Below are 12847 nucleotides of genomic sequence, written 5' to 3'. Positions count from 1 at the left end.
CCACCACTTGGTGTGCAAGCAGCATAGCTATCACCCCAACCATAGTTGTCGGAACGGAGCACAGCATACTCTGTATTGTCCTGACGGGTGAGAACCACATCTACCGTATTCCAGTTGGCTGCGCCATTGGTAAAGTGCTTGAAGCGTACCGAATAGGTCTTTCCTACAGGTACTGTCCAGTTGGCAGAGTGAGCTGCCCACCATGCAGTAGAGTTATCCTCCTCGCCAACAACCTCATCAAACTCGAGGTGACAGCCATCCACAGTGAAACGGAAGTAGAAGTCGTTAGGATCAACGGTATTGATGCCATTGTACTCCTGCTTATAGGTATTACCATCGTTACCCTCTATCACGGCTTTCACATCAGCCGTTCCGTCGCCATTATTGGTAACGTATGTAGTTACCTTAGCACCATCCATAGCAGCAAGCCAAGCACTCCAGTCGCCGCCATTGTCGCATACCTGTGTGCTTGCAGCATAACCATCACCCCAACCATAGTTGTCGGCACGTACAACAGCATACTCGGTGTTGTCGGCCTTGCAGAGCACAACCACAAAGTTATTCCAGTTGTTGGCACCACTGGTGTAGTTGGTGAAGGTACTAACGAATGTTTCCTTAGGACCAACCTTGATATTCTCAGAGTGTGCGCCCCACCATGCGGTAGAGTTATCGGTAGCACCAAGAGAGGTGTACATCTTATCGACCACATTGAACTCGGCAGTAGCGATAACAGGTGTAGCAGACTCGCCCTTATAAGTCTTTGCAAATACTGCTACAAGTGTCTTCTTACCCAATGTGTTCATGTCAGGAATAGCCTGGAAAGTAATATCCTTGGCAGAAACCTCCTTAGAAACACCCTGCTCGAACTGAACTGTAGCAGTAACATTAGCAAATGCATCGGCAGCCTCAGTACCCTGCAGCACCTTCTTGGGCACACCATTCAGTGTCATCGAGAGTGGCTGCTTATCCTCCTTTGAGGTGAAACCACCGATAGGCTCGATGGTAGAACCAAGGAAGCTGATATAAGAACCCTCGGGAACTAAGAATGCACGGATGGTACCATTAGAAGCATCAGCATTCAGGTTAGTCAGCGCTGAGGTTTGGTTATAGGTCTTTGTAACCACACCATTGGTCATGGTAACCACCAAACCGCCATTGGTACGGTCGATGGTGAGCGTTACCTTACCACCTAACTTATCAACACCTGTGTCGGTATCGGTAGCAAACTCCAAGTCGCTCGATGCCAGACTACGGTCGATATAATCACCCCACTCAGAGTTTCCGCTTGGCTGATAGTCGTAACGGATAGCACCGTATTCCTTATAGTTGGCAGCACCACGATCCTCGTCGTTGGTGATAATCATGGCAAAGTTCTTATAGGTGTTAGAGGCACTGGGATTGATGTTCAAGTTGAACTGGGCAATCCACTTACCGCCTTCGGGTATCTGGTAGTACTTTGAGAACTGGGCCCACCAGCCTGTAGAGTAGTCTGTAGCACCAATGGTGTACACATCTTCCTCCATACCTTCGATCACGTCATCGCCCTGATTCTTGGCCTTTTCGGCAGCAATAGAGTCAGCCTTCGACGAAAGCCAATCTGGTGCATTGATGCTGAATAAATCACCACCTTCGCAACCTGTCAGCGTGAGCAAACTCAAGGCAGCCGAACAGATGACTGTTGCTATTTTATTGTATTTCATAATCTTATAGTTTTTACTTTTTTACCTTTTTACTTTTACCTTTCACTAGAGTTTCACTACTGGATGAACAGGACCATAGAGCTTATCGGCATTGCTCTCGCTCTTATTGGCCGAGTTACCCTGCAGATTTGGGTTATCGTTCAGTGTTCCCTGATAGATAGGGAAGAACTCATGACCCTGAATCCAGCTGTCGTACGAACTCTTGAGTTCAGGATCGACACCTACTTCTGAGTAGCTAACAGCCTCCTTCACACGAGTCTTGTCGTTAGTACGACGGAAGGTACCATGTTCCTTAATCTGCTGGAGGCGATCAGCGCTATAGAAGAAGCCCCAACGAACAAGGTCGAAACCACGGCCGAACTCACAACCAAACTCCTTTGGACGCTCCACGTTGGCAATCTGCTCGAACAACTTATCAGCATTCCCTGAGAAATCGGCAAGTTTCAGATCGGCCAGACCGGCACGGTTACGAACCTGATTAATCCAGTCGATAGCTTGCTGTGTAGGACCATTTACCTCGTTTTCGCACTCTGCAGCACGCAGCAGTACATCAGAGTAACGCATCATGCGCAGGTTGATACCGCAGTGCAGACCTGTTACCACCTTATCGTAAAGACCTGTACGCAGGTTGGTATTCTTAGCAATAGGCAGTCCACCATTGTTGTTATTGGTTACCACGGGGGCATCGGCAGTCATAGGCACGGTATAGCAAACGTTACCATACTCAAAGCCATCCCACTCGGGCTCGTAAGTACCGATAGTCCAATACAGGCGTGGATCGAGCGAGCCACTGGTGGTCTTCTCAGACTTAAAGAGCTGATAGAGCCATGGAGAGGCAGAAAGGTCGGCCCATCCACCCATGTCGCCAGGACCAAAGTTACTCTCAACGGCATGACCCTGAGTAGCGTTAGGACTGGTGTTTACAGGTGTCCACTCGTCGTCGGTACCCTGTGAGCCGTAATCCAGATACTGAATCTCGAACAGGCTCTCAGCATTGTTCTCATAAGCAGAGCCCTCGCGGAAGTTATCACCATAGTTCTTCATCAGCTCATAGTGGCCATACTTTCCGCCAATGATATCTTTCAGTACGGCAAGAGCCTCGCTGTACTTATGACGCATCATCAGTGCACGTGCATAATAGCCGGCAGCAGCACCGTTGGTAGCACGACCCAGTGCCCACTGACCACCTGCATCGCGACTGGGCAGCAGGGTCATAGCCTCGGCAAAGTCCTTCTCTACCTGATCCCAAGCCTCATCGTAGGTGCTGTTAGTACCATAAAGACCATCGAGTGTAGAATAGGTATTATAATCGGTAATCAGAATAGGATTCTGATAGTAACCAGTCAGGTTATAGTAAGCCAGACCGCGCAGGAACAGCATCTGTCCCTTGATACGCTTCATAGTCTCAGAAAGAACTGAGTTATCCTCGCCACAACGAGTGATAGTGTAGTTACATACGTTGATGGTGTAATACCAGTCACGCCATGACCACTGACCAATCTCGTCGGTGAACGGAGCATTCAGGTCATCGAAAGGCATGTACCATACCTGCGATGAGTTCCAAACTTCGTCACCACGACAAACGTCGAGTGTATAGCCCACACGGGCATAGGTGCCCTCCATACGGATGTGGTTGTAGGCAGCAATCACATTCTCCTCTAATGATTCGACATCGTTGCCGAATGTGGCTGTGGTTTGCTGGTTAGGGTTCGACACATCCAACTTGCTATCGCACGAAGCGAGAGTGCCAAGACCTACCAGTACAGCCAATGAAATTTTATGTAGTTTCATATACTTCAATTTATCAATTATTATATCAATGCTCATCTTAGAAAGTGAAATTCAAACCAGCCATAAAGCTTCTGGCAGTTGGGTACGAACAGTAGTTGTATCCAGGAGTGAAGGTACCACCGGCATAATCGACATTGTAACCCTTATAACCTGTGAAGGTGAAGAGGTTCTGGGCCGAAACATATACACGTACACCAGTTACGTAGTTGGCGAACCACTTGTTAGGCAGGTTGCAGCCAAGCTCTACGTTAGCAATCTTCCAGTAAGCGGCATTCTGAATCTGGCGGCAGCTGAACAGGTCGTTCCAAGCCAAGGTTGCACTGTTAGAGAGGTAAGTGCGGGGGATATTTGATACGTAGGTACCACCATCCCACTGGTTAGCAGCAAGAATATCAACACTCTTATTACCGTAGCCGTAGCTTGAATTCAGCGTGTTATAGAGATAATCGGTTACATGGTAACCAAGGGCACCATAAGTTGAGATACTCAAATCGAAAATCTTGTACTCGAGGTGTGCACTCAGACCAAAGTTAACCTTTGGCAGACCGCTACCCAGAACAGTCTGGTCGTCGGCATTAATCTGGCCGTCGCCATTTACATCGCGATAGTAGCAATCACCTACATGGGCACCTGGCTGATACTCTTCCAGACCCTGAGCCTGTGCAAGTGCGTTCAGCTGATCGAGCTGCTCTTGGGTACGGATAATACCCTGGTAATCCCAACCATAGAACTTACCAACTTCCTGACCAACCTCGGTGATATAAGAACCAGTGATATACTTCTCAGTACCGAAACCAAGTGATGTAACCTTATTCTTCAAGGTGCTCAGGTTAGCACTGATTTCGTGCTTCAGAGCATGATCGCGGTTACGATAGGTGAGTGAGAACTCGAATCCGCTGTTCTCCATTGAAGCGGCATTCATGGTTACTGAAGTGTTAGCCACACCTGCATTGGCAGGAACAGGCACGTTATAAAGCAGATCCTCTGACTTATTCTTGTACCACTCGGCAGTGAACTCGATGCGGTTGTTGAAGAAAGCCAGATCAAGACCTACGTTCATGGTCTTTCTCTTCTCCCATGTCAGGTTCTCGTTTACGAAAGTAGAAACAGCCGAACCAGTAACAGGCTGGTTGCCGAAGCTATAGGTCATGTTGTTACGGGCCATGGTTGCCTCGATAGCATAGTCGCCTACAGCAGCCTCGTAACCCAGTTCACCATAGCTGGCACGGAGCTTGAACATATTCACGATGTCGCGATTGATGGGGAAGAACTTTTCCTTATCGAAACGCCAACCGAGAGATACTGATGTAAAGGTGTCCCAACGGATATCCTTTGACAAACGAGAGCTACCATCGCGACGTACGATACCAGAAATGAGGTACTTGCCATCGAAGTCGTAGTTCAAACGAGCCAGATAAGAAGCCAAAGTATGCTTGTACTCATAGCTTTCAGCACTCCAAGAGCTGGCATTCTGCAGCTGCAGGAAGTAAGGCTGCGACAAGTTAACACCAGTAGCCGACTGTGTCTGGGTATTCTCCTCCTGATAGGTCTGACCTACTACGATATTGGCATGGTGCAGACCGATGGTACCATCGTAAGTAAGTGTATTCTCAATCAGGGCATCGGTGTACTTGCGATGAGCCTTGGTAAGACGCTCGTTCTCCTTTGCCAGATATACACGGTTACTCTGAATCCATGCAGGAATCCAGGTCTTATCATTGCAAGATGTGGTGCTATATGACAGGTTGATCTTATAGGTAAGCTGATGGTTCTTGCTCTTAATACCAATCATCGACAGGAGATCAACATCAGCAGATGCAGTACCTACAAAACGATCAACGATGGTATTACGTGTGAGCATCTTATTTACCAGCAGTGGGTTCATGGCCGAGATATCACCATGTACGGTATCGTAGTAAACACCATAGCCGTAAGCATCGTACTTATAGCCACTTGCAGAGCCTACCACATCGTCGAGTACCCATGTAGAAGCATCGTAAGCTTTGATGGTTGGCTGCATGTTAAGCACACCACCAAGTACGTTACCTAAGTTACCATACAAGCCCTGTACATACTCGTTGGCATTTGATACTGCCAGATTATCCTGATCGGAATGAGAGTAAACCAAACTGGTGCGGAACTTCACGAACTTGGTATCCATGGTATTGTTAACGCGGGCGGTATAACGCTCGAAGTTTGGTCCGGCACCCTCGAGGGTACCCTTTTGATTATAGTAATCAAGACTTATATTATAGGTATTATTAACGCCACCACCGCTCAGGTTCACACTATGATTCTGACGGATACCAGTCTTGAAAGCCTCAGCCAGCCAGTCGGTATCGGTATTATCGCGGAAGTGATAGTAACCATCGGCGCCCAAACTGTAACCACCGGGAACAGGAATACCTGCATTCTCGGCAGCAATACCCAAATAGCGGCTATACTGTTCGGCATTGGTCAGATCGTAAACACCAGTCTGAATCTTATCTACACCGAAGTAGCCCTTATAGTCAACCTTCAATGGCTGCTCCTTCTTACCGCCTTTAGTGGTGATGATTACCACACCGTTAGCAGCACGGCTACCATAGATAGCACCAGCAGAAGCATCCTTGAGTACCTGAATGGTCTCGATATCATTTGGAGAGAAATCACGAATACTGGTACCTACAGGCACACCATCGACAACGTACAGAGGTGCAGTGCTACCAAAGCTACCGATACCACGAATACGCACCGTTGGGTCGGCACCAGGCTGACCATCGGAGGTAATCTGTACACCAGCAACCTTACCCTCGAGCATTGAAGAAATGTTAGAGTGTGAAACTCGCTTCAACTCGTCGGCATTCACAATTGATACAGAACCAGTAAGGTCGGCTTTTTTCTGTACACCATAACCTACCACTACCACCTGATCGAGCAACATAGCGTCGCTTTCCATTTCAATAGTTTCAATGATCGCGCGTCCGCGTACAGCTATTTCACGATCTTTGTAACCTACGTAGCTTACCACGAGTGTACCATTGGCGGGTGCGTCGATGGTAAACTTTCCGTCGAAGTCAGTAATGACACCATTCTGTGCCCCCTTCAACTTCACTGTAGCACCAATGAGTGGTTCTCCCTCTTGGTCTACAACCTGGCCGCTAACCTTAATAGTTTGCTGTGCCACTAATGCCATGGCAGGCACCGGATAAGCCGACAGGCCGCCCAGCATACCTAACGCAAGCATCGCAGAGAATAATACATGTTTTCTCATTGCTAATTGTTTTAAGTTTTAATTTGAATTAGTTAAAATTTGAAATAATCTGGCGCAAAGATACTGATATATAACAATGCGATGGTGGACAAAACGATTAATAAGGTGGACAAAACGATTTTTGTCCTCCAGCATACATATTTTCCACTTCTTGAGATATGTCAAGGCCTATCCTTGAGCTAAATCAAGACCAAGAACTGGGGTTGACACCATACATCTTGGTGAAGCAACGAGTAAAGTATTTGGGATCATTAAAGCCTACAGCATAGGCTATCTCGGTAATGTTACGGTTTGTAGTTTTAGACGACAACATCTCCTTAGCCATATTCAAGCGATAATTACGGATGAACTGTCCGACAGGCAGTCCGGCTTCGGCGTTAAGATGTTTACTAGCCACACTTCGACTCATGCCCAGAGCATCGCAAAATTCCTGCACGCCAAATTCCGAGTCCATATAGTGTGTTTCCATAATTTCCATCACTCGCTCCATAAAGGGGCGTGTGCTCTTAAGTTGTTCTTCCTTATCAGCCTCAACGCTCTTTGTAACACTCTGCTTGTAGCGTTCCTGATTATCTAAGATATTCTGAATACGTGACTGCAACTGACGCGGGTCGTCGGATTCTTCCAACACCTTACGGATAGGAGTAATGAGCTGCTCGGCCTCACGACGCTTGACAATAGTAGCCCACCTATTATATAAGTACACCATGAGTACTACAACCTGAATGCTTAAAAGCAAACGGAACCACCAGCTGCGCCAGAAGTAGGGTTTCACCACCACCTCGATTGAGATAGTGTCGCCCTCGCCTGCCATCTGTACCGACTTGTATTTTACTTCAAAGGTATAATTACCTGCAGGCAAAGCACTATATCGCACAGAATGCTGGCCAGGTTTCAATACTTCCCAATCGTTATCGAGTCCTTTCATACGGTAACTATACACGCCCTGCATCTCATACCCATAGTCGAGTGCCGAGAAATCGATAGAGAAGGAGCGATGGCCCTCTTTCAGCCATATGGTGTTAGCCACCGAGATATCCTCTGAAAGATAATCGCTACCTGCGATAGCTTCCTGATTATCAACCATCAGATGCGTAAACGTAAGATGACCATGGTAATGTGTATCGGAATTATCATCCAACATCTCAATCAAACCAGCCTCACTACCCAGACAAATATTACCTGCAGCATCCTTCACAGCAGAGTTCCAATAGAAATGCGGACTAATAAGACCGTCGTACTGTGAGTAGTTGGTAAATGCCTGCAATTTAGGATCATAAACCGACAAACCATTCTGGGTGGTAATCCACAGGCGCCCATTACGATCCTCAACAATACCTTTAACACCATTATACACCAGACCATTTTCCTGGGTCAGCACTTCAAAACGCTCATCACCATTCTCATCCTGTACACGTTTATAGAGTCCGTAACCGTTACTGCCCAACCACAGCGTACCATCGCTGGTTTCGCAGAACGAGGATATCTTATCAACGATTTTTGATGTAGGATCGGCCAACAGATGGCGGATATTACGGGTTGCAAACTGCCCGTTCTTCTCTGACTTCAAATCAACGATTACAACACCTTGCATACAACCCATCCACAAGTGACCATCGCGCGTTACGATCGACCCAATACAACCTCGCACCAATTGGCACTCTTCAAATGGTTCTATCAACTGTTTGTTTTTAAAACTATAGAAGAACAATCCATCGTTACTACCAATCCACATGCCACCGTTTATGGCATCGTAAGCCATGGCGCCGATATAATTCGTTAACCGAGCCTGTTCGGCAGGCAGCTCAAGACGGACAATGGTTTGAGGATTCTTCATATCAATCCAACAAACGCCCCCACCCCAAGTACCAATCCATAATCGACCGTAAGCATCGGCAGTTAATGTTGATACACTATTATGTGGCAAGGCCGAGTTGGTCTTGGTATAATGAATAAAACTACGCTCGCCCTTGACCCTGCGGTTCAGTCCACCTTCAACAGTACCCACCCACAGCGTACCATCAGGGGCAGCATACATAGCATTAACCGGATTGGGTGATAGCGAACCTGGATCCTGCGAATGCACACTATTCTGCAGCAGCAACTGTCTGGGAACCAATCGAATAACCCCACCAGCCTCGGTACCAACGTATATCAGACCATCGTTTACCAACAGACAATGAACAAAATCGTTCTTTAATGGCGGTGTGCTAGCCTGTGTCCAAGCCGTAAAGGTGCCCGACTTATCGTCGTAGATGTTCACACCGCATAGCGAACCCACCAACAGCGTATTATCTGGCATCAGAGCGAGACTCGACAGGAACTCGTGCGAGAGATGCTGAATGGGCGTCTGATCCAATCGCTGCAGATATGGATCGTAGCGGAAGAGACCATGGTTAGTGGTGAGCCAAACAGTATTACCTCGCTTCAGGATATCGGTAATATAAAGACCATACAAGGGATGGAGCAAGGTGGATATCTCTTCTCTTACCAATTTGCCATCCTTCTCAACCATTCGATAGATACCATAATCGATACCTACCCAAGGTTTACCATTACCCTCAACATCACAAATGCATATCTCGGGGGTATTACCTCGATACTGATATGAGGCAATATGATTTACACTACCATCTTCGGCAAAAGTAATGAGATTGACACGCTTATCGGTTATCAGCCATATACGTCCAAGAGCATCGCAATAGGATTTCACACCCGATTGGGACAATAATGCAGCTATATCGGCCTTAGGAGATTTTGGAACGGTGGTAAGCATGGTACGCAGATCGATGACATTGGTTCCTTCGTCGAAAGTAACCCATAAGCGTTTAAAGCGGTCTTCGGCAATCGATTTGCACGACAAACTCTTCAGACCGAGCATCGGCGACATCATACCATAACCATCATAACGCACTAATCCGCCACCATACGTTGCAATCCACAAAAAACCATTAGAATCGGTATAGAGCGAACTGACATTGTTGTGCGGCAACCCATTCTCGAGGTTGATATACGACAGATTATATCGCTCAGTTAATATGTTGCCGCTGGCCAACATGGTCAGCGACAACATACAAGAAAGTATAATCGCCGTTAATCGATTCACTTTTTAGTCTTAATATTGAACACGGCACAGGCTCCGGCAAACAACAGGACACCTGATACTATCATCATATAGGCCTGGTTGCTACCAACAAGTGTGAGGATAGAGCCACCCAACAAGGCTGCTACAATCTGAGGCACACAAATGGTTCCGTTGAAGAGTCCGAGATAAGCACCCATATGACCATAGCCCTGCAGAGCATTGGTAACCAATGTGAACGGACATGCCAGCTGGGCTGCCCAAGCACAACCGATAAGCAGGAATGGTATAATCTGCAGGTATTGACCAGGACAGAATGGAATAAGTGCAAAGCCTAAACCTCCCAGCGCCATGCTGACAGCATAAGCCAATTTAATACTCTTGAAGCGTGGAATGAGAGCAGCCCAAGCTACCGAGCCCATGGCCTGAATGGCATAGAGCACACCCGTCCAGTTACCAGCCACCTGATAGGCTTCGCTGGCAGAATCGGCAGTATTCCACACCGTAAGCGACACAGCATCAACCACATATGTCCACATATAAAGGAAAGCAGCCCAACTGAAGAACTGAACCAGGCCGATACGCCAGAATGCAGAGGGTGCATTCTTGAGCAATACGAACCAGTTGCCCGAGTCTTCTTTCTCGGTAGATACAGGATTGTATTCGGCATACTCCTCGGGCGACCACTCCTTAACTTTGAGCGTAGTATAAATAACGCACAGGATAAGGATAGCTGCACCAATATAGAACGACCAGATAACCGTATCGGGCACAACGCCTTCGGGAGCCACATTCTTCAGGCCAATCCAGGCAAATACAAACGGGAACAGGAAGCCCACTACACTACCCGCATTACACAGGAACGACTGGATAGAGTAAGCTTTACCCTTTTGCTCTTCGTTTACCATATCGCCCACCATCATCTTAAATGGCTGCATGGCCATATTGATACTAGTATCGAGCAACATCAGCATGAGCAAACCAAATATCATTACCATCGAGATGCTAAGACCTAGCGAACCAGCATTTGGCAGCAGGCACATCACAGCCACAGCCGTCAGGGCACCAATAAACAGATAAGGTATACGACGGCCGAAACGAGTCCAGGTTCTATCACTCAGCGTACCCACGATAGGCTGCACCAGAATACCCATCAGTGGGGGTAATATCCAGAAGAAACTCAGAGAGTGAGGATCGGCACCTAACGTGCGGAAGATACGTGAAATATTAGCACTCTGCAGGGCATAAGCAATCTGCACGCCAAAGAATCCGAAACTCAGATTCCACAATTTCCAAAAAGACAAATCAGGTTTTTGTTTCATATCTCTTAATTCTTAGTTCTCAATTATTTGGTTGTTCCTCGTACAACGAGACGGGTTTTAACCACGCGTTTCTCAATCTTCTCGAGCGGCGACAGGCCTTCGACCTTATCCATCAGAATGGTAGCCGCCTCCTCGCCCACACGATGACCGCGCTGTTCGACAGTAGTCAGCATCGGGTCGCAAGCCACAGCACGCTGGCCATTAGTAAAGCCACATATCTGCACATCCTCGGGCACTCTGAATCCTGCATGTTTTACAGTATAGAGTACTCCGATGGCCGTATCGTCATTTACTGCAAAATAGCCATCCGGGGGATTTACCATCGCCATCAGTTTAGGCGTAAGCTCCTCAGCTTCTGCACGGTTATCGCAAACCTGAACAATACTCTCATCTATCTGTATACCATGACTCAACAAGGCATCCTTATAACCATTAAAACGATTCTTGGATATCTCGAGCTGTAACGGACCACCATAGAAAGCAATACGCTTGCAGCCCGACTCTATCAGGTAATTAACGGCGTTCATGGCACCCATATAGTCATCTACCACCACACGACTGGCGTTTACACCCGTACATATTCTATCGTAGAACACAATGGGCACACCAGCATCAATCAACTTCTGATAGTGGTCGTAGTTCTTAGTATCTTTAGCTTGCGACACAATAACACCGCACACCTTAAAGCGATGGAAGTTATCACATATCTGTGCCTCGCGCTCATACTGCTCACCACTGAGAGCCACCATAATGCGATAGCCACGGGCTGCAGCAGCCTCCTCGATACCTGTAAGGATAGATGAAAAATAATAATGCGTGAACTCTGGTACGATTACACCAATAACACGCTGGGGCATAACACGACTATGGCGAAGAGCCTCGCCAATGGCATTGGGATAGAAGTTATGTTCGCGTGCAAACTGTTGGATAGCCCTGCGACGTTCTTCGCTGATACGGGGCGAATCCTTGAGTGCACGCGACACGGTAGCCACGGAAATACCAAACTCCCGTGCAATATCCTTCATTGTCATTGGCGCCTTTTCTTCCATCGGTTTCCAATTATTCCGCGTGCAAAGATAATAAATCTTTGCGAAAAGCATCCAAAATTATCAAAAAAAATATTAGTACAGCAACAATAACCCCGCGAATGCAGCATAGCAGATCATGCGGATAGGATTGATTTTAAGATAGCCTGTACCAAAAGCAGTAGCTACAAAAAGGGCACAACTGATACCAAACTGCCAAGGATTCTCAATAGGCGTAGAGAAGTTCTCGGTGTTGCAAAGCAACAGGGTGGCAGCAGCCAGCAAACCAACAACAGCAGGGCGTAAACCTGTAAATATCGACTGTACCAGCGGTGTGTTCATGTACTTCATAAACATCTTACTGATAAGTATCATCAGGATAAGCGATGGCAACACCAAAGCAAAGGTTGCTGTAGCAGACCCCAGAATAGAAACTAGATGACCATACCCCGCATTATGGATGGCGGTATAGCCACAGTAAGTGGCCGAGTTAATACCAATTGGACCAGGCGTCATCTGAGAGATGGCGACGATATCGGTAAATTCTGATGTTGAGAGCCAATGATGTGCCTCGACCGTTTCGTGCTGAATGAGTGAAAGCATACCATAACCTCCACCAAAGCCAAAAAGACCTATCTCGAAAAATGTGATAAATAAACTAACGAAAATCATAT

The 12847-nt window shown here is 47.1% G+C and carries 6 protein-coding genes and 1 pseudogene; all 7 read right to left on the bottom strand.

Translation table 11 applies throughout. The features are described from left to right. Nucleotides 1-245: 245 nt before the first annotated feature. Nucleotides 246-1700, bottom strand: a pseudogene (locus tag T500_RS14955) (hypothetical protein); the annotation flags it as partial. Nucleotides 1701-1745: 45 nt separating this feature from the next. Then, complete coding sequence (locus tag T500_RS14950; protein WP_036908290.1) at nucleotides 1746-3491, bottom strand: RagB/SusD family nutrient uptake outer membrane protein; 1746 nt, start codon at nucleotides 3489-3491, stop codon at nucleotides 1746-1748. Nucleotides 3492-3528: 37 nt separating this feature from the next. Further along, nucleotides 3529-6744: a SusC/RagA family TonB-linked outer membrane protein gene (locus T500_RS0102240; protein ID WP_051611831.1), complete on the bottom strand. Its 3216-nt coding sequence runs from the start codon at nucleotides 6742-6744 to the stop codon at nucleotides 3529-3531. Nucleotides 6745-6928: 184 nt separating this feature from the next. Further along, on the bottom strand, nucleotides 6929-9850 hold the full coding sequence (locus T500_RS0102235; protein WP_028906768.1) for a two-component regulator propeller domain-containing protein: 2922 nt from the start codon (nucleotides 9848-9850) through the stop codon (nucleotides 6929-6931). Next, entirely contained in the window at nucleotides 9847-11148 is a 1302-nt protein-coding gene (locus tag T500_RS0102230) for an MFS transporter (RefSeq protein WP_028906767.1), read from the bottom strand. Before T500_RS0102230 ends, T500_RS0102235 begins: the two co-directional genes overlap by 4 nt. A 23-nt stretch (nucleotides 11149-11171) precedes the next feature. Beyond that, nucleotides 11172-12197, bottom strand: a complete 1026-nt coding sequence (locus tag T500_RS0102225) for a LacI family DNA-binding transcriptional regulator (RefSeq protein ID WP_028906766.1) — start codon at nucleotides 12195-12197, stop codon at nucleotides 11172-11174. Nucleotides 12198-12269: 72 nt separating this feature from the next. Further along, entirely contained in the window at nucleotides 12270-12845 is a 576-nt protein-coding gene (locus T500_RS0102220) for a chromate transporter (protein WP_028906765.1), read from the bottom strand. Between the last annotated feature and the right edge of the window lie 2 nt (nucleotides 12846-12847).

The organism is Xylanibacter ruminicola Ga6B6 (assembly GCF_000687715.1).
Lineage (GTDB): Bacteria > Bacteroidota > Bacteroidia > Bacteroidales > Bacteroidaceae > Prevotella > Prevotella ruminicola_B.
Note: the sequence above shows the minus strand (reverse complement) of the source record. Positions and strands in the feature narration are given on the sequence as shown.

Excerpts from the sequence above, each read along its gene's own strand:
- T500_RS14950 (WP_036908290.1), bottom strand. The coding sequence starts at position 3,491 with ATGAAACTACATAAAATTTCATTGGCTGTACTGGTAGGTCTTGGCACT.
- T500_RS0102240 (WP_051611831.1), bottom strand. The coding sequence starts at position 6,744 with ATGAGAAAACATGTATTATTCTCTGCGATGCTTGCGTTAGGTATGCTG.
- T500_RS0102230 (WP_028906767.1), bottom strand. The coding sequence starts at position 11,148 with ATGAAACAAAAACCTGATTTGTCTTTTTGGAAATTGTGGAATCTGAGT.
- T500_RS0102225 (WP_028906766.1), bottom strand. The coding sequence starts at position 12,197 with ATGGAAGAAAAGGCGCCAATGACAATGAAGGATATTGCACGGGAGTTT.
- T500_RS0102220 (WP_028906765.1), bottom strand. The coding sequence starts at position 12,845 with ATGATTTTCGTTAGTTTATTTATCACATTTTTCGAGATAGGTCTTTTT.